The sequence below is a fragment of the Streptomyces sp. NPDC052064 genome (genome assembly GCF_055585925.1).
Window position 1 is genome coordinate 483,303 of record NZ_JBVJJE010000006.1, and the last position, 17,831, is coordinate 501,133.

Annotated in this window: 14 protein-coding genes; 10 read left to right on the plus strand and 4 right to left on the minus strand. The window is 72.0% G+C overall.

The window, feature by feature from the left end; all coding sequences use genetic code 11:
- Window positions 1–171: 171 nt before the first annotated feature.
- From ACZ6TU_RS19330 to ACZ6TU_RS19355, 6 genes are read left to right on the plus strand one after another with little or no spacing between them, the layout of a single operon-like run.
- The gene (locus tag ACZ6TU_RS19330) at window positions 172–1,143 is read left to right on the plus strand and encodes an alkaline phosphatase family protein (protein ID WP_467671462.1); all 972 of its coding nucleotides are present in this window, start codon (window positions 172–174) and stop codon (window positions 1,141–1,143) included.
- Complete coding sequence (locus ACZ6TU_RS19335) at window positions 1,140–4,073, plus strand: glycoside hydrolase family 2 TIM barrel-domain containing protein (RefSeq protein WP_469549787.1); 2,934 nt, start codon at window positions 1,140–1,142, stop codon at window positions 4,071–4,073. Before ACZ6TU_RS19330 ends, ACZ6TU_RS19335 begins: the two co-directional genes overlap by 4 nt.
- 57 nt (window positions 4,074–4,130) lie before the next feature.
- Window positions 4,131–5,993: a LamG-like jellyroll fold domain-containing protein gene (locus tag ACZ6TU_RS19340; protein ID WP_469549789.1), complete on the plus strand. Its 1,863-nt coding sequence runs from the start codon at window positions 4,131–4,133 to the stop codon at window positions 5,991–5,993.
- Between the two features lie 17 nt (window positions 5,994–6,010).
- Window positions 6,011–7,687 (plus strand): CehA/McbA family metallohydrolase domain-containing protein, encoded by a 1,677-nt coding sequence (locus ACZ6TU_RS19345; protein ID WP_467670445.1) that lies wholly within the window; start codon window positions 6,011–6,013, stop codon window positions 7,685–7,687.
- Between the two features lie 4 nt (window positions 7,688–7,691).
- Window positions 7,692–8,540 (plus strand): hypothetical protein, encoded by an 849-nt coding sequence (locus tag ACZ6TU_RS19350; protein WP_467670444.1) that lies wholly within the window; start codon window positions 7,692–7,694, stop codon window positions 8,538–8,540.
- Between the two features lie 24 nt (window positions 8,541–8,564).
- Complete coding sequence (locus ACZ6TU_RS19355; RefSeq protein WP_467670443.1) at window positions 8,565–9,431, plus strand: PaaX family transcriptional regulator; 867 nt, start codon at window positions 8,565–8,567, stop codon at window positions 9,429–9,431.
- A gap of 28 nt (window positions 9,432–9,459) precedes the next feature.
- On the opposite strand, the gene ACZ6TU_RS19360 is transcribed toward ACZ6TU_RS19355, so the two are convergent.
- The 4 genes from ACZ6TU_RS19360 to ACZ6TU_RS19375 are packed head-to-tail and all read right to left on the minus strand — an operon-like array spanning window position 9,460 to window position 13,238.
- A complete protein-coding gene (locus tag ACZ6TU_RS19360) occupies window positions 9,460–9,915 on the minus strand; it encodes a MaoC family dehydratase (RefSeq protein ID WP_469549795.1) in 456 nt (151 codons plus the stop codon).
- Between the two features lie 11 nt (window positions 9,916–9,926).
- Complete coding sequence (locus tag ACZ6TU_RS19365; protein ID WP_469549798.1) at window positions 9,927–11,435, minus strand: acyl-CoA synthetase; 1,509 nt, start codon at window positions 11,433–11,435, stop codon at window positions 9,927–9,929.
- 10 nt (window positions 11,436–11,445) lie between these two features.
- Complete coding sequence (locus ACZ6TU_RS19370; protein ID WP_467670437.1) at window positions 11,446–12,321, minus strand: amidohydrolase family protein; 876 nt, start codon at window positions 12,319–12,321, stop codon at window positions 11,446–11,448.
- Entirely contained in the window at window positions 12,321–13,238 is a 918-nt protein-coding gene (locus tag ACZ6TU_RS19375; RefSeq protein WP_467670435.1) for an SDR family NAD(P)-dependent oxidoreductase, read from the minus strand. Before ACZ6TU_RS19375 ends, ACZ6TU_RS19370 begins: the two co-directional genes overlap by 1 nt.
- Window positions 13,239–13,464: 226 nt before the next feature.
- Between ACZ6TU_RS19375 and ACZ6TU_RS19380 the strand changes: the two genes are divergently transcribed.
- From ACZ6TU_RS19380 to ACZ6TU_RS19395, 4 genes are all read left to right on the plus strand, one after another.
- Window positions 13,465–13,890 (plus strand): MarR family winged helix-turn-helix transcriptional regulator, encoded by a 426-nt coding sequence (locus ACZ6TU_RS19380; protein WP_467670433.1) that lies wholly within the window; start codon window positions 13,465–13,467, stop codon window positions 13,888–13,890.
- Window positions 13,891–13,969: 79 nt separating this feature from the next.
- Entirely contained in the window at window positions 13,970–15,316 is a 1,347-nt protein-coding gene (locus tag ACZ6TU_RS19385) for an MFS transporter (protein WP_469549804.1), read from the plus strand.
- Window positions 15,313–16,683, plus strand: coding sequence for an alpha/beta hydrolase family protein (locus ACZ6TU_RS19390; protein ID WP_467670430.1), 1,371 nt, complete (start codon window positions 15,313–15,315; stop codon window positions 16,681–16,683). Before ACZ6TU_RS19385 ends, ACZ6TU_RS19390 begins: the two co-directional genes overlap by 4 nt.
- Window positions 16,680–17,471 carry an IclR family transcriptional regulator gene (locus ACZ6TU_RS19395; protein WP_467670428.1) on the plus strand — a complete coding sequence of 264 codons (792 nt, stop codon included), beginning with the start codon at window positions 16,680–16,682 and terminating at the stop codon, window positions 17,469–17,471. Before ACZ6TU_RS19390 ends, ACZ6TU_RS19395 begins: the two co-directional genes overlap by 4 nt.
- Window positions 17,472–17,831 lie beyond the last annotated feature (360 nt).

Genomic DNA, 17,831 nt, shown 5'->3' on the forward strand with positions numbered 1-17,831 from the left:
TCCGCCGCGATGGGGCCCCTGTTCGAGCGAAGCCGAGAACTTGGGGGAGCGACCAGCCACAGCGGGCGCGCACCCAGGAACGGCATTCGGTCCCGAGCTCTCAGGACCGGGGCCGGGCCGGTGCAGCAGGCACCAGAGACGAGACGAGAGGGGTACGCGGTGGCGGACGTCATGCCAGGCCGGGACGGCACCTCTCACGGCGGCAAAGTGCTCGTCGTGGGCATGGACGGGCTGCGCTACGACCGGCTGCCCCTCCCCCAGCCTCCGGCCGGGGGCACCCCCCGCTCGCTTCGCTCGCCGTCCACGGCACCCGTGCTGCACGGCCTGATGGCCGCGGGCGCCCACGGCAGCAGCCTGCTGCCCTACGGCGAGGCGGACGGTCAGGCCGGGAACGGACCGTCGACCAGCATGGCCTACACCGACTCCGGCCCCGGCTGGTCGAGCGTGCTGACCGGAGTGTGGCCCGACCGCCACGGGGTGACCGGCAACGACTTCACCGGCGCCGACTACAACCGCTATCCCGACTTCCTCAGCCGCGCCGGCACCGCCCGGCCCGGTCTGCGCACGGCGGCCGTGGTGTCCTGGCCGGAGCTGGTCCGCCGGGGCATCCTCGGCGCCGCCATCGGCCGACGGGTGCACTACGACGGCGAGTCCGACGGCTACGCCACCGCGGACCACCTCGTCGCCCGCACCGCCGCACAGTGGCTCACCGAGGACGACCCGGACGTCGTGTTCGTGTACTTCGGCGCCACCGACGAGGCCGGCCACGCCACGGGCCCCCTCAGCCCCGCCTACGACCGTGCCCTCCTCGCCCAGGACACCCACCTCGGGCGGCTGCTGGACGCGATCGGCTCCCGGCGCTCCGACCCCGCCCGTGCGGACGAGCAGTGGACGGTGCTGGTCACCACGGACCACGGACATCTCGACACCGGCGGCCACGGAGGCGACACGCGTGCCGAGCGAGAGGTCTTCGTCGTCCTCGCCGGGCCGGGCGTGCCCGGCGGCACCCGGCTGGACACGCCCCGCCTCATCGACATCGCCCCCACCGTCCTGGACCGTCTCGGCATCCCCGTAGACCCCGTCTGGGGCCTGCGAGGGCGCGCCCTCCCCCGGCCCACCGCACCGACTTCGGAATGGTCATGACCCACGCACACCCCGACCCCCTGATCGCCCTGCGCCCCTGGGAGGCACCCGAGGTGACCTCCTGGGGGCGTCTGCCCATGAACGCCGTCGACCGGCGCACCGGAGCCGTTTCCCTGGACGGCGACTGGCGTTTCCAGCTGCTGCCCGCGCCGGACGCCCCGCTCGGGGAGGTCTGGTCTTCGTCGTACGTGCCCGGTGTCTGGACCATGCAGGGCGCGGACGATCTTCCGCGCTACCTGAACGTCCGCATGCCGTTCCCGGAGTTCCCGCCGGACGTGCCCGCCGCCAACCCGACCGGCGTGTACGAGCGTGCGGTGGACGTACCGGCCGAGTGGGCCGGGCGGCGGATCGTGCTCCAGGTCGGGGCGGCGGAGAGCGTGCTGCTGGTGCAGGTGGACGGGCGGCCGGTCGGGATCTCCAAGGATTCCCACCTGGCGGCCGAGTTCGACCTGACGGGGCACGTGCGTCCCGGTGAGCGGGCCACCGTACGGCTGACCGTGGTGAAGTGGTCGGACTCCTCGCACATCGAGGACCAGGACCAGTGGTGGCACGGCGGGATCACCCGCTCGGTGCTGCTGTACGCGAGGGACCCGCTGCATCTGGCGGACGTGACCGTGCTGGCCCGGCGGGACGGTGACCTGCGGGTGGACTGCCTCGTGCGGGACTCGGCCGGGGCCCTGCCCGAGGGCTGGTACGTCAGCGGGGAGCTGGACGGGCATCTGCTCACGCGGGACGCGGAGTTCGACCGGGCCAACGCCGAGGACGAGCGCGTCTCCGACTTCCTGGGCGAGGCCCGGCTGCGGGCCGCCGTGCCGGACGTGCGCACCTGGACCGCCGAGACGCCCGAGCTGTACGGCCTGACCGTCCGGCTGCACCGCGCCGACGGCACGGTCGCCGACACCTCACGTCACCGGATCGGCTTCCGTGACGTCGAGATCACCGGCCGGGACCTGCTGGTCAACGGCGAGCGCGTGTTCATCCGGGGCGTCAACCGGCACGACTTCCATCCGCTGACCGGCCGGACGGTGTCGTACGACGACATGCGCGCGGACCTCGTCCTGCTGAAGCGGTTCGGCTTCAACGCGATCCGCACGGCGCACTACCCGAACGACCCGGCCCTCTACGACCTGGCCGACGAGCTCGGCTTCTACGTCGTCGACGAGGCCGACATCGAGTCCCACGACCACGCGCACGAGATCGCCGACGACCCGCGCTATCTGGGCGCCTTCGTCGACCGGGTCGCGCGGATGGTGCTGCGGGACAAGAACCACCCGTCCGTCATCATCTGGTCGCTGGGCAACGAGTCCGACTACGGCGCGAACCACGACGCGGCCGCCGGTTGGATACGCCGGCACGACCCGACCCGGCCGGTGCAGTACGAGGGCGCGGCCAAGCGCGGCTGGGCCGACCCGGACCTGGCCTCCGACATCGCCTGTCCGATGTACGCGCCGCTGCAGGAGTGCCTGGCGCACGCCATGTCCGGGGCCCAGACCAAGCCGCTCATCCAGTGCGAGTACTCGCACGCCATGGGCAACAGCAACGGCACGCTCGCCGACCATTGGGAGGCCATCGAGGCCACCCCGGGTCTTCAGGGCGGGTTCATCTGGGAGTTCTGGGACCACGGCATCCTCCAGCGTGTGAACGACGGCAGACCGGCCGGGCGTGGGGGCGCCGGGCTCTACGACAACGGTGTCGCCGCGCCCGGCCATCGCTGGGCGTACGGCGGCGACTTCGGGGAGACCGACCACGACGGCGCCTTCATCGCCGACGGTGTCGTCTTCCCCGACCGCACCCCCAAGCCCGTGATGTTCGAGCACCGGGAGATCGCCGCGCCGGTGCGCATCGAGTGCTTCCGGCACGAGGGCGTCGTCCTGAGCAACCACCAGCACTTCCGGGGCCTGGACTGGCTGTCCGGCGAGTGGGAGCTGGCCCTCGCCGACGGCGGCACCCTGACCGCCCCCGCCGAGCTGCCGGATCTGCGGCCGGGCGAGACGGCCGCCGTACCGCTGCCCTTCGAGCTGCCGGAGGACGGCGGCGAGGCGTGGCTGACGCTGCGGGTCACGACGGCCGGGGACGAGCCGTGGGCGCCGCGCGGCACGGTGGTGTGCCTGCCGCAGGTACGGCTGCGGCATGCGCCCCCGCTGCGGCACGCCCCCGTCACACACCGGCCCGTGGAGGTCGACGAGGACGGGCTGCTGGTCCATCCGCTGCTGACGGCCGGGCCCACGCTGTCGCTCTGGCGGGCGCCCACCGACAACGACGAACTGGGCGGCATGGCGGCCCGCTGGCGGGACTGGGGGCTCGACGCGCTCACCCGCGAGGTCGTCGCCGTACGGCGTGCCCCGGGACGGGTGACGGTGGCCTGCGACTACCTCTGCCCGGGCGGGACCGTCCGGCACGAGCAGGTGTTCACGGCGGTCGAGGGCGGGCTGCTCGTCGCGGAGTGTGCCGAGCTGCCCGAGGCGCTGGACGACGTGGCCCGGGTCGGGTCGGTCTTCGAGACGGCCGCCGGGCTGAACCTGCTGGAGTGGTTCGGGCAGGGCCCCTGGGAGTCGTACCCGGACCGGGGCGCGGGCGCGCCCGTCGGCCACCACTCGCTGCCGGTGGACGAGCTGTTCACCCCGTATGTGCGGCCCCAGGAGAGCGGCGGGCGGCACGGCGTGCGGCGGTTCACGCTGTCCGCGCCGGACGCGACCGGGCTCGCGGTGCGGCTGGACCGGCCGTGCCAGGTCTCGGTGACGCGCCATCGTGCGACCGACCTCGCCTCGGCCGCGCATCACGACGAACTGGTGCCGCGGGCCGGGTGCGTGGTGCACATCGACGCGGCGCACCGCGGGCTGGGCACGGCGTCGTGCGGGCCCGACACCTTCGCCTCCTACCTCGTCGCGGCCGGCGTCCATCGCTGGAGCTGGACGCTGCGCGTTCTCTGAACTTCCCAGCCTGTCCCCTTCTCCGACACTCCCTCCCTGTCACCCCATGGAGCACCCGTGTGCATGTCGCATGACCACGACCTGGGCGAAGCGCCCCAAGCCGGTGCCGGAAGACGCGGTTTCCTTCGCGCCACCGCGCTGCTCGGCGCGACCGCCGCGGCGATGGCCGCGCTGCCGGCCGTCACCGCCGCGGCGGCACCGGCGAGTTGGCGGCCCGACCCGCGCAGCCGCCGCTTCACGCTCGCCGTGATGCCGGACACGCAGTACCTCTTCGACGGGCCGAGCATCGACAAGGCGCCGGTCGAGGCGTCGCTGCGCTATCTGCTGGAGCAGGACAGGGAGGAGAACGAGGAGAACGCGGAGAACATCGTCTTCCTGTCCCACCTCGGGGACCTCACGCAGAACGGCGCGAAGGAGGAGTTCGCGGCGATCGGCGAGGCGTTCTCGCTGCTGGACCGGCGGGGCGTCGGCTACAGCGTCCTGGCCGGCAACCACGACGTGAAGTCGTCGACGACCGACCAGCGCGGTGCGACACCGTACCTGGACGCCTTCGGGCCGCAGCGGTTCAAGGGGAAGCCGACGTTCGGCGACGCCTCCCCGGACGGCTACAACACCTTCCACCTGTTCACCGCGGGCGGCCGGGAATGGATGGTGCTCGCACTGGACTGGCGGCTGTCGCCGCAGGGCTACGCCTGGGCGAGGGAGGTCATGGCGCGGCATCCGAAGACCCCCGTCATCCTCACCACCCATGAGCTGGTCGTCGAGGAGGACTCCCTGTCGGCGTACGGGCAGCAGCTGTGGGACCAGCTGATCGAGGACCACGACCAGATCTTCCTCACCCTCAACGGGCACTACTGGCCCGCCGCCCGCGCGACGCGGAAGAACGCGGCCGGGCACGACGTCCACCTGCATCTGACGAACTACCAGAACCGCTACTTCGGCGGCGCCGCGATGATCCGCCTCTACCGGTTCGACCTGGACCGGAACGTCATCGACGTGGAGACGGTCTCCCCGTGGATCCTGGGCCGGGCCGGGAAGGGGCTCAACGAGCTGGAGCGGCAGGAGATGGAGCTGAGCGGCGACGCCGACCGGTTCTCCGTCGAGATCGACTTCCAGGAGCGTTTCTCCGGCTTCGCGCCCGTGCCCGCCCGCCCGGCGCGACCCGCCCCGAAGATGCTGGTCCCGGGCACGGTGGCGTACTGGCGCTTCGAGAACCCAGTCGACGGCACGGCCGGCGCGGTCGGCACGGTCCGGGACCTGTCCGGGCGCGGCAACGACCTCTCGCTCGTCGCGGTGGGCGGCGGCGCCCTGGGCTGGTCGGCGGACCACCACCCCGACCAGCCGGGCCACGGCAGCCTGGAGTTCCACGGCTTCAAGTCCCCGCTGAAGGGCGCCTACCTGCGCACGGTCGACGGCGCCCCGCTCAACTCGGCCACCTTCGAGGACGGTTACACCATCGAGGCGTTCTACCGGCTGCCCGCCGACTGGGACCCGGACCACAACGCCTGGTCGGGCCTGGTCGGGCGCACGGGCACGGGCGGCGCCGCCGGCAAGACCGCCGACGACCCCGACGAGCCGCTGGCCACGCTGTCCCTGTCCAACGACCGCGAACCGCAGTGGGCGATGCGCCCGCTCAACCAGCAGGGGATCGCCACCAACTGGGGCCAGGAGACCCCGCTGGAGACCTGGTGGCACCTGGCGGTCGTCAACGACGGCAGGCACACCACGCTGTACGTCGAGGGCTGCCCGGTCCTCCGCAACCCCAAGGCATCCTCCGTCGGCATCACCTCCGTCGGCCTGCCGTGGCTTCTCGGCGGCTACGAGTACGGCGGAAAGATCGACCAGATCTTCCACGGCCGGCTCGGCGATGTCCGGATCGTCGCCCGGGCGCTGCCCGTCACCTCCTTCATGAACCACTGACCTCCCAGGGAACCTTCATGACCGAGCAGCAGCTGCCCGCCTGGGCCGACCCGTCCGTCTCCCCCGCCGCCCTCGATCCCCAGGGCGTCTCCCGCCGTGGGCTGCTGCGCCGCGCGGGCCTGTTCGGCGCCGCGTTCGCCCTGGGCTCGGCGGCGACCCCGGCCCTGGCCGCCGACGCGAGCGACAGGAGGCCGGGCGGCGAGGACCCCCGCCTCGCCTACCTCGTCGGCGACCACCACATCCACTCCGTCTACAGCCACGACGCCAAGTACACGTTCTCCCAACTGGCCGCCGCGGGCACCAGGTACGGCCTGGACTGGATGGTGTTCACCGAGCACTCCAACTTCGGGCACGCCGACCACGGGGCCGCCCTGGAGCACGAGGAGATCCGCAGGGCGCGTGCGGAAAACCCGCGTCAGCTGATCTTCCAGGGCCTGGAGTGGTACATCCCGGCGGCCGAGCACTGCACGGTGTTCACCGCTCCCGGCCCGCACGAGGTCGACCTGCTCACCCGCTTCGAGCGCGCCTACGACGGCAAGCTCCTCGGCTACGACAAGGGCGGCCCCGCAGACGCGGACACCGCCCGCAACGAGGCGCACGCCGTCAAGGCGCTCAAGTGGCTGGCGCGGCAGCGCCGTTCGGGCTACGTCGACGACGTGCTGGTCCTCGCCAACCACCCCATGCGCCTGGGCATCGACTCCCCGCACGAGATGCGCAACTGGCGGGACGCGGCCCCTGAGATCATGATCGGCATGGAGGGCGCGCCGGGCGCCCAGGGCGCCGCCGTCCCCGGCTGGCGCGGGGCCGGCTCGATCCGCGGCGAGTACGAGAACAAGCCGTCCGCGCAGTCCTGGCCGGGCTACCCGGCGGACGCCTACCTGACGTACGGCGGATTCGACTGGGCGACCGCCACGGTCGGCGGCCTGTGGGACGCGATGCTCGCGGAGGGCCGGCTGTTCTCGATCACCACCAACTCCGACGCCCACCGGATCGTCTTCGACACCTGGAAGAACGGCGACTGGCAGCCCGGCCAGACCTTCGACAACACCGGCAGGCTGCCCGACCCGGTGGACACGGGCACCCCGCAGCCGGGCAGCGACTTCTGGCCCGGCCAGTTCAGCCGTACGCACGTGGGTGTGACGCGCTACGGCTACCGCGCGGTGATGGCGGGCCTGCGCGCGGGCCGGGTCTGGCTCGACCACGGGCATCTGCTCGACGGGCTCGACGTCCGGCTGAAGCGGGACCGCGACCGGGGCCGGGGCGTGACCCTCGGCGGCCGGCTTCGGGTCCGCAAGGGCGAGAAGCTCACCCTGAACGTCACCGTGACGACCGCCTCGCGGCCCAACCCCCAGGGCATCCTGCCGGAGTTGGCGCACGTGGACGTCATCCGCGGCGCGGTGCGCGGCCCGGTCGCCGACCGCGACAGCTGGAAGGCTCCCGACACCCGCGTCGTCCGCTCGCAGGACGTGTCCGGCCGCACCGGCACCTACACGCTGCGCATCCCGCTGACCGCGGGCGAGGAGTCCTTCTACATCCGGCTGCGCGGCAGCGACGGCAACCGCAACGGCACCGGCTACCTCGGCGCCTCGGTCGACCCGCACGGGCCGGTTCCGCACGCGCCCGGGGACGGTGACCCGTGGGCGGATACGTGGTTCCATTCGAACCCGGTATTCGTCGACGTGGAAGGTGCCTGACCTGATGAGACGTCAACTGCTCGCCGCCACCGCATTATTAGGTGCCTTCACGCTGGGCGCCGGTACGGCCTCGGCCGCCGGTGCCCCGCAGTGGGCCGAGACCGGCACGGCGTACACCGACACCCTCGGCGGCGGGCAGGGCCTGGCCAGCCGCGCGGACGGCTCCCTGCTGTACCGCGGGCTGGCCTCCATCCCGCTGGACCTGCGAGTCAAGGGCTGGAGCCACATAGGCGACCCGGACATCGCGCGCGGCCATGTCTTCGACGCCTACCAGGGCGCGGACACGGCCACGTCCAAGATGTTCGCGGTCACCACCCCGGCCGGGAAGCGCTACGAGTACGTCCACCCGCTGAACCCGGGTGAGAAGCTGAACAACTCCTTCGCGACCGTCTCGCCCGACGAGCGGTGGCTGGTGTCGGGCGAGTGGGGCACGCAGAACCGGCTCCAGGTCTTCCCGGCTCCCCTGCTCAACCCCTCCACACCGCCCACCGGCGGCGAGCTGAAGGAGGCCGGGCAGATCACCCTGGACAAGCCCGTGCGCGACATCCAGGGCTGCGACTTCGTCACCGAGACCCGCCTGCTGTGCGCCTCGAACGACGCCTCGGGCACCCTCTTCCCGGAGATCCGGCCGCTGCTCCAGGTCGACCTGCCCCGCAAGCCGGACGGGCAGCCGGTCACCGGCACGGTGAAGAGCCTCTTCGCACTGCCGCAGCGCAGCGTGTGCACGGGCACCTTCGAGACGGAGGGCGTCGACTACGACACGAACAGCGGCACCTTGCGGGCGCAGGTGATCCCGCCCGGCGTGTGCGCGGTGACGACGGCCGTGCACGCGTACCGGCAGGTCACGGACTGATCGAGCGGAGGTACGGTGGGCCGCGTGACCGGTGAAGAGTCGCTGCGGCCCCAGTCCCTCATGCTGACGTTCCTGGGCGACCAGGTGCTCGGGCGCGACGTGTGCGTGTACTCGGGCAGCGTCATCGACGTGTTCGCCCGCGCCGGGATCGGCGAGCAGGCGACCCGCTCGACGCTGACCCGCATGGTCAACCGTGAGCTGCTGCGCCGCCAGCGCGAGGGCCGCCGGATGTACTTCGGGCTGACCGAGCGCTCGGAGGCGGTGCTGCGCGACGGCGAGCGGCGCATCTGGCAGACCGGCGCCGTCAACCGGCACTGGGACGGCACCTGGACCCTGCTCGGCTTCTCCCTTCCCGAGTCCTGGCAGCGCCAGCGCCACGACCTGCGTTCCCAGCTGACCTGGAGCGGCTTCGGCCCGCTGTTCAACGGCCTGTGGATCGCCCCGGGCGAGGTCGACGTGTCGGCGCTGGTCGCCGAGCTCGGCCTGTCCGCCCACGTGAAGGTCTTCCGCGCGCACGCCGACGCCGGGATGGACATCGGCCAGATGATCGAGGAGACGTGGGAGCTGTCCGACCTGGCCGGCCGCTACGAGGCGTTCGTACGGCGCTGGCAGCCGTGGGAGGACGAGCTGCCGGACGCCGACGACGCTCCCCCGGCCTCCGGCCTGGGCGACCACCGTCTCGCTGCGCTCGTGCTGCGGCTGCGGCTCCAGACCGAGTGGCTGCGGATCGTCCGGCGCGATCCGCGCCTGCCCGTCAAGCACCTGCCGGACGACTGGCCGGCGGAACAGGCCGAGAAGACGTTCCGGGCCGTGCACAAGCGGCTCTCGCCGCTCGCGCGTGACGCCTCGAAACGCCTTCTCGACCTGGTGCCCGCGCGGCCTCAGGCGTAGAACACGGCCTCAGGCCCAGAGGGCGTCCTCAGGCGTAGAACCGCGACAGGCTCTGGAGCACCGCGGCCGGCTTGCCGACGCCCTCGATCTCGATGGCGCCGTCGACCGTGATCTGCACGCCGCCCGGCACCTCCTCGACCTCGGCGAGCTTCGCCGCCAGCCGGATGCGGGAGCCGACCTTCACGGGGGAGGGGAAACGCACCTTGTTGAGACCGTAGTTGACCTTCGTCGTCACGCCCTGGACGTCCAGCAGCTCGGTGAACAGCGGGATGAAGAGGGAGAGCGTGAGGTAGCCGTGCGCGATGGGGGCGCCGAAGGGGCCCTCCTTGGCCTTCTCGGGGTCCACGTGGATCCACTGGTGGTCCCCGGTCGCGTCGGCGAAGGTGTCGATCCGCTCCTGCGTGACCTCGATCCACTCGCTGGTGCCGAGGTCGCTGCCCGCGAGCTTCTTCAGTTCGTCGAGGCCGTTGACGGTGATGCTCATGGAGCCGTCCTTCACTGGGAGTCGGTGCCGTAGTGCTTGCGCACACGGGATTTGAGGAGCTTCCCGGAGGCGGTGCGGGGCAGTTCGTCCGCCACCACGACCGACTTCGGGATCTTGTACTTGGCGAGGCGGCCGGCGAGCGACGCGAGCACCTCGTCGGGGTCGAGTGCGGCGCCCTCGCGGGGTACGACGACCGCGCGGGGCACCTCGCCCCATTTGTCGTCCGGCACCCCGATCACCGCGCACTCGACGATGTCCGGGTGGGCGAGGAGCTGGTCCTCGATCTCGGCGGGGTAGATGTTCTCGCCACCGGAGATGATCATGTCCTTGATGCGGTCGACGATGTGGACGTAACCATCCTCGTCGACCTGGGCGGCGTCGCCGCTGCGGAACCAGCCGTCCGCGAAGGACGCGGCCGTCTCCTCGGGCAGCCCCCAGTAGCCGGGCATGACGTGCGGCCCGCGCACCACGACCTCACCGACCTCGCCGACGTCGACCGGCGCGAGGTCGGGCCGTACGACGCGTACGTCGCTGAAGAAGTGCGGCACGCCCGCCGACCCCGCCTTGCTGACGGCGTGTTCGGCGTCCAGGAACAGCGTGCCGGGAGCGGCCTCGGTCATGCCGTAGCCCTGGAGGAAGGTCAGGCCGCGCCTCTGGTACGCCGCGATCAGCGGAGTCGGGACCGGGGAGCCGCCGCAGGTCAGGATGCGCAGCGACGACAGGTCCGCCGCCGGCCAGCGCGGATGCCGGGCCACCTGGTCGAACATGGTGGGCACGCCGAACATGAAGGTGATCCGGTGCCGTTCGATCAGGTCGAAGGTGGCGTCCGGGTCGAAGGCCTCGACCAGGACGCAGGTGCCGCCCTTCAGCAGGACCGGGAGCGTCAGCATGTTCAGCCCTGCGGTGTGGAACAGCGGGGCGGAGACCAGGGCGCGTTCGTCGGCGACCAGGTCGTGGTCGATGAGGACGTTGATCGCGTTCCAGGTGAGGTTGCCGTGGGTGAGCATCGCGCCCTTGGGACGGCCGGTCGTCCCCGAGGTGTACATGATGATGCAGGTGTCGTCCGGGGTGACCGGCGTGTCGATGGGCTCCCGGGAGGCCGAGGCCAGCGCCTCCTCGTACTCGGCGCCCACTTCGACATACGTACGGACGTCCGTGCTGCCCGGGAGTCCCGCGACCAGACCGGCGTGCGAGGGGCCGTAGACGAGGGCCTTGGCGCCGGAGTCGGCGAGCTGGTAGGCGATCTCGGGGCCGGCCAGGCGGGTGTTGAGGGGGACGAAGACCGCGCCGAGCGTGCCGGCCGCGAACAGGGTCTCCAGGTAGGAGGGGTGGTTCGGGCCGAGGTAGGCGATGCGGTCGCCGCGGCGGACGCCCCGGTCGCGCAGGACGTGGGCGAGGCGGGTGGTGCGGTCGTACAGGCAGGCGTAGGTGTGAGCGGTGTCGCCGTGGATCAGGGCGGTGCGGTGCGGGGTCTTGCGGGCCCGGCGTGCGGGCCATGACCCCAGTCCCTCGTTGCGCATGTCACGCCCCTTACGGTTTCGTCAGCCCGAGCAGGCGGGCGGCGTTCTCCTTGAGGATCTTCGGCCGGACCTCTTCCTTGATCGTCAGCTTGTCGAAGTCGGCGAGCCAGCGGTCGGGGGTGAGGACGGGAAAGTCGGAGCCGAAGAGGACCTTGTCCTTCAGCAGCGTGTTCGCGTACTGCACGAGCTGCGGCGGGAAGTACTTCGGCGACCAGCCGGACAGGTCGATGTGCACGCCCGGCTTGTGCGTGGCGACGGCCAGGGCCTCGTCCTGCCAGGGGAACGACGGGTGCGCCAGGATGATCTTCAGGTGCGGGAAGTCGGCGGCGACGTCGTCCACGTGCAGCGGGTTGGAGTACTTGAGCCTGATGCCGCCCCCGCCGGGCACGCCGGCGCCGATGCCGGTCTGGCCGGTGTGGAACAGGGCGATCGTGCCGGTCTCCTCGATCACCTCGTAGAGGTCGTACGCCACCGACCGGTCGTTGGGGAAGAAGCCCTGGATGCTGGGGTGGAACTTGAAGCCCTTCACCCCGTACTCCTCGACCAGGCGCCGGGCCTGCTTGACCCCCGCCTTCCCGCGGAAGGGGTCGATGGAGGCGAAGGGGATGAGGACGTCGGCGTTGGCGGCGGCGGCCTCGGCGACCTCCTCGTTGGGGACGGGCGGGGTTCCGGTGGCGGACTCGGCGTCGACCGTGAAGATCACGGCGGCCATCTTCCGCTCGCGGTAGTACGCGGCGGTCTCCTCCAGGGTCGGCTTCCGCTTGCCCTCGACCTTGAAGTAGGCGGAGGAGGCGTCGTGCAGGTCGTCGTCCAGCGAGGAGTGGCCCTTGGAGGACACCTCCGCATGGGTGTGGACGTCGATCGCGACGAGGTCGTTCAGGTCCATCACGCCTCCGGGAACTTCGGCGCCGGAATGCCGACCGACTGGAGCTCGGCACCGACCGAGGTGGGCCAGGCGTCCGCCAGGGCGCCGGGGGTCCAGCCGCCGTCGGCGTACGCCGCCCTGATCTCCTGCGGATGCGACCAGAGTGCCACCTTGTCGCCGCCGATGCCGATGCACTGGCCGGTCACGCCGCGCGCGGCCTCCGAGGCCAGGAACGGCACCAGGGCGGCGCAGTCCTCGGGGGTGCCGAAGCCCTCGCCCTTGCGCAGGAAGTCCGGCAGCGGCTCACCGCCCCGCATGGCCTCGATGTACGGGGCGAAGGCCGGGATCGTCTCGGTCATCGCGGTCGCGGCGACCGGCACGATCGCGTTGACGGTGATGTTCGCGCGGCCCAGCTCCATGGACCAGGTGCGGGCCATCGCCGCGATGCCGGCCTTGGCGGCGGCGTAGTTCGTCTGGCCGAAGTTGCCGCGCTGGCCGGCCGGGGAGCCGACCAGGATCAGCGAGCCGCCCTCGCCCTGCTCGCGCATCCGGACGGCGGCGGCGCGGGCGCAGGTGAAGGTGCCCTTGAGGTGGGTGGTGATCACCGCGTCGAAGTCCTCGTCGGTCATCTTCCACAGCACCTTGTCGCGGAGGATGCCCGCGTTGGTGACGAGGACGTCCAGCCGGCCGAACTCCTCGACCGCGCGGGCGACCAGCCGGTCCGCCGCCTCGGTCGTGCCGACCGGGACCACCTCCGCCACGGCCTTGCCGCCCGCCTCGGTGATGGACTTCACGGCCGCCTCGGCCACCGCCTCGTCGACGTCGTTGACGACCACGGAGGCGCCGTGGGCGGCCAAGGCGTGGGCATAGGCGAGGCCGAGGCCCCGGCCGCTTCCGGTGACGACGGCGGCCTTGCCGGTGAGATCGATGCTGGGCACGGGCGGGTCCCTTCACATGCTGATGCGGGTGGTGCGCATCCACGAGATGCGGCACGGCTTCGAGATCGAAGCTAAGAGCAATAATTGTTGACGTCAATAGTTGTTGCCGACCGTGGGGTGCGCCAGACTGTGCCCAGCACCGGAAAACCGCCGCACGACCAGGGAGCCCGCCATCAGCCGCCAGCACGCCACGAACCCGGCCCCCATCGACGCGCACGAGCCGTGGATGCGCGGGCTGCACGCCGACACGGGCTACCTGCTGTACCGCCTGGGCCTGCGCTCGGGACAGCTCTTCAACGCCTGCCTCCAGGAGTCGGGCCTGCGCCTGCGCCACTACGCGGTGCTGCGCTTCCTCGCCACCTCCGACGGCACCCTCCAGCGCGAGCTGAGCACCCGGCTCGGCTACGACCCGAGCGCGATCGTCGGCCTGGTCGACGACTTGGAGAAGCAGGGCTTCGCCGAGCGCCGCCCCTCCCCCGACGACCGCCGCAGCCGGATCGTCGCGCTGACCGAGAGCGGCCGCGCGTTCCTCCGCGACACCGACGAGGCCGGCCAGCGGGTGACGAACGAACTCCTGGGCCCGCTGGACCCGGCCGAGCGGGACGCGCTGCACGCGCTGCTGCTGCGGATCGCCGAGGACGGACTGAACTGATGTTGTGCAAATGATTGACGGCCGCACGATGGGTGCATAACTTCACCGGCTAACCGAGACCCGTCCCCAGGGAGCTCCCGTGCAGCCATCCCCTTCTGCCGCTCAACCCGCCCCCGATTCGCGGCAGTTGCGCCGCGTGGCCGTCTCCGGCCTGCTCGGAACGGCCGTCGAGTTCTACGACTTCCTCGTCTACGGCACGGTCGCCGCGCTCGTCTTCGGCGAGCTGTTCTTCCCCAGGGCCGACCCTGCGGTCGGCACCATCGCGGCGTTCGGCACCTTCGCCGCCGGCTATCTCGCCCGTCCGCTCGGCGGCATCGTCTTCGGCCACTTCGGCGACCGGATCGGCCGCAAGTCGATGATGCTGCTGACCATGGTCCTGATGGGCTGCGGCAGCTTCCTCATCGGCCTGCTGCCGACGTACGACGCGATCGGCGTCTGGGCCCCGGTCCTGCTGGTCGCCCTGCGCGTGGTGCAGGGCATCGCGATCGGCGGCGAGTGGGGCGGCGCGATGCTCATGGTCGTCGAGCACGCCGAGCGCACGCAGGGTTCCCGGCGCGGCCTGTGGTCCAGCTTCACCCAGCTCGGCGCCCCGCTCGGTTCCGTGCTGTCCGCCGGTGTGGTCACCATCGTCGCCGGCCTGCCCGACGACGAGTTCCGCTCCTGGGGCTGGCGGGTGCCGTTCCTGCTGAGCATCGTGCTGCTGGCCGTCGGACTGTTCGTACGCCTCAAGGTCGCCGAGAGCCCGCTGTTCGCCCAGGTCACGCGCCAGCCGGTGGACAAGCCGCCGATCGTGGAGGTGCTGCGCCGCCCGAAGCCCGTACTGCTCGCCGCGTGCGTCGGCATCGGCGCGTTCACCGCCCAGTCACTGCTGACCAGCTTCATGATCTCCTACGCCGTCGACGAAGGGTACACGCGCCCGCAGGTGCTGACCGCGGTGACCGTCGCCTCCTGCGTGGCCCTCGTCGTCCTGCCCGCCGCGTCCGCGCTGTCGGACCGGGTCGGCCGCCGGCCCGTCGTGCTCGCCGGAGCGGTCGCCTCGGCCGCGCTCTCCTTCCCCGTCCTGGCGCTGGTCGACTCCGGCTCGCCCGGACTGCTGATCCTCGCCCTCGCCCTCGGTCACGGGGTCGCCCAGTCCACGATGTACGGACCGCTCGGCGCCCTGCTCACCGAGATGTTCGGCACCCGCGTCCGCTACACCGGCGCCTCCCTCGGCTACCAGGCGGCCACCCTGGTCGGCGCCGGGTTCTCCCCGCTCATCGCCGGCAGCCTCCTCGCCTCGTACGGGGGTGGGAGCACGCCCGTCTCGCTGCTGCTGTGCGCGGGCGCGGCGATCACCGCCGTCACCGTGTGGCGACTGCGCGAGACGCACACCGACGCCCTGGACTCCCCCGCCGCCGCCCCCGCCCTGGAAGGAACCCCGCGTTGAGGATCCGTCTCGCTTTACTGACCGCCTGCCTGTCCGTGGCGACCGCACTGCCGGCGCAGGCCGCCGGCGCCACCGACACCCACCTGGAGGGCGAGCTTTCTTCCGGCGCCGTGTACGTGATGGACGTGCCCGCGTCCTGGAACGGCACCGTGCTGCTGTACAGCCACGGCTACGCCCCGGCCGGATCCCCCAAGCTGGCCCAGAACACGCCGAGTACGGCCGCCCGGGACAAGCTGCTGGCCGAGGGCTACGCCCTGATCGGCTCCTCGTACGCGACGAACGGCTGGGCCGTCACCGAGGCGGTGCCCGACCAGCTCGCCACGCTGGACCTGTTCACCGAGAAGTTCGGGGCGGCCCGGCGGACCCTCGCCTGGGGCACCTCGTACGGCGGCTTCGTCACCACCATGCTCGCCGAGCGGCACGCCGGCCGGTTCGACGGCTCGCTGTCGATGTGCGGGCTGGTGCAGGGCGGCGTCGCCAACTGGAACAGCACCCTGGACCCGGTGTTCGCGCTGCGCACGCTCCTGGCGCCGGACTCCGGGATCCGGCTCACGGGCTTCGCCGGCCAGACGGAGGCGGTCGCCGCCGGGAAGGCGCTCACCTCGAAGGTGGACGCCGCCCAGCAGACCCCCGAGGGCCGGGCGCGCATCGCCCTCGCCGCCGCCCTGCACAACATCCCCGGCTACAACGACGCCTCGCAGACCGAGCCGGGCCCCACGGACTGGCAGACACAGCAGGCCAACCAGTACAGCGCCGTCCGGGGCCTGCTCCAGAGGCCCGCGTTCAGCTGGCGGCAGGAGGCCGAGAGCCGGGCGGGCGGCAACCCGTCGTGGAACACCGGTGTCGACTACACCGCCATGCTCGCCCGGTCCCCGCTGTACAAAGAGGTGACCGAGCTCTACAAGGAGGCGGGACTGTCCTTGCGCACCGACCTCTCGGCCCTGGGCCGGGCACCCCGGGTCAATGCCGATCAGCCGGCCGTGCGGTGGATGCGGAACTCCAGCGTGCTCTCCGGCCGGCTCGACGACCCCCAGCTGAACATCCACACGACCGGTGACGCGCTGATACCGGTGCAGGCGGAGAGCGCCTACCGGCGGGCGGCCGGCGCGGCCGGCTCCGGGCCGCTGTTCCGCCAGGCCTACGTCGACGGCCCCGGCCACTGCACGTTCACCCCCGGCGAGACACTGGCTGCCCTGCACACCCTGGAACACCGCCTGGAGACGGGCCGCTGGGACACCTCGCCCGACGCCCTCAACTCCCGTGCCAGGGCGGAGGAGCCGACGGCCGAGCCCCGCTACGTTCCGTACCGGCCGACCGCCTACCCCCGCCCCTACGACCTCGCCCATCCGGGAGACACCCGGCCATGACCGCTCTGCCCCGAGTCCTCGGCTCCGCCCGCACAGGGGGCGCCCCCACCGCGACCGACCGGTTGCTGTCCGTCCTCGCGGCCTTCGACCACGATCACCCGGCCCTGTGCCTGACGGACATCAGCCGGCGGGCCGGGCTGAGCCTGACCACCGCACACCGGCTGGTGGGCGCGCTCACCGAGTGGGGGGCCCTGGAACGGGACGAGTGCGGCGTCTACCACGTCGGGCTCCGGCTGTGGGAGATCGCCGCGCTGGCGCCGCGCGGCCTCGCCCTGCGGCAGATCGCGCTGCCGTACCTGGAGGACCTGTACGAGGCGACGCACGAGAACGTGCAGCTGGCGGTGCGGGACGGCTCGGACGTCGTCTACATCGAGTGGCTGTCGGGGCGTTCGGCGGTCGGCGTGCACATCCGCGTCGGCGCGCGCTGGCCACTGCACGCCACCGGGGTCGGGCTCGCCCTGCTGGCCCACGGGGACCCGGAGTTCCAGGAGGAGTACTGCGCGGGCGGACTCGCGTCCTTCACGCCGCACACGATCACCGACCCGGCGCGGCTGCGGCGGGAACTCGCCGAAGTGCGTCGGGTCGGCGTCGCGGTGAGCGACCGTCAGGTCACCGAGGACGCCCTGTCGGTGGCCGCACCGGTGCGCACGGCGGACGGCTCGGTGGCCGCCGCCGTGTCCATCGTGGTGCCGCAAGCGGACGCCCAGGTGCCGGTGCTGGTCCCGGCGGTACGGGTGGCGGCGCGCGGGATCTCCCGGGCCCTGGGGTGGCAGCCGGAGCGGGCCTGAGCCGTTCGGTGTCGGGGAGACCCCATGCAGGGCCGCATGGCGGACTCAGCAGTCGCCCGGCATCGGCTTCCCCGTGAAGCGGGTGAACCCGCAGGAGTGAGGGAACTCTCCGGGATCACCGGCGCGAGGAGCTGCTCCCCGCATGGCGCCCTTGCCCGGGAGAGCGGGGGCGGTTACGCGCGTGCGTCGACGGCCTATCAGCTGACGTGCGACACCGGTCAGGTGGCGCCATTCGGGGCCGTCGTGACGGCTGCCATCCCTGGGGTGTCAAGGATCAACGGAGTAGCCTCCCGCCATGGGTGCGTTCTTACCGTTCCTGATCTTGGTTGGGCTCCTTGCCGCGGTCCTGGGCTTCTTTAC

What these genes read in the sequence shown, in the direction of transcription:
- ACZ6TU_RS19330 (WP_467671462.1), top strand. Translation starts at nt 172, where the DNA reads ATGCCAGGCCGGGACGGCACCTCTCACGGCGGCAAAGTGCTCGTCGTG.
- ACZ6TU_RS19335 (WP_469549787.1), top strand. Translation starts at nt 1,140, where the DNA reads ATGACCCACGCACACCCCGACCCCCTGATCGCCCTGCGCCCCTGGGAG.
- ACZ6TU_RS19345 (WP_467670445.1), top strand. Translation starts at nt 6,011, where the DNA reads ATGACCGAGCAGCAGCTGCCCGCCTGGGCCGACCCGTCCGTCTCCCCC.
- ACZ6TU_RS19350 (WP_467670444.1), top strand. Translation starts at nt 7,692, where the DNA reads ATGAGACGTCAACTGCTCGCCGCCACCGCATTATTAGGTGCCTTCACG.
- ACZ6TU_RS19360 (WP_469549795.1), bottom strand. Translation starts at nt 9,915, where the DNA reads ATGAGCATCACCGTCAACGGCCTCGACGAACTGAAGAAGCTCGCGGGC.
- ACZ6TU_RS19365 (WP_469549798.1), bottom strand. Translation starts at nt 11,435, where the DNA reads ATGCGCAACGAGGGACTGGGGTCATGGCCCGCACGCCGGGCCCGCAAG.
- ACZ6TU_RS19370 (WP_467670437.1), bottom strand. Translation starts at nt 12,321, where the DNA reads ATGGACCTGAACGACCTCGTCGCGATCGACGTCCACACCCATGCGGAG.
- ACZ6TU_RS19380 (WP_467670433.1), top strand. Translation starts at nt 13,465, where the DNA reads ATGCGCGGGCTGCACGCCGACACGGGCTACCTGCTGTACCGCCTGGGC.
- ACZ6TU_RS19395 (WP_467670428.1), top strand. Translation starts at nt 16,680, where the DNA reads ATGACCGCTCTGCCCCGAGTCCTCGGCTCCGCCCGCACAGGGGGCGCC.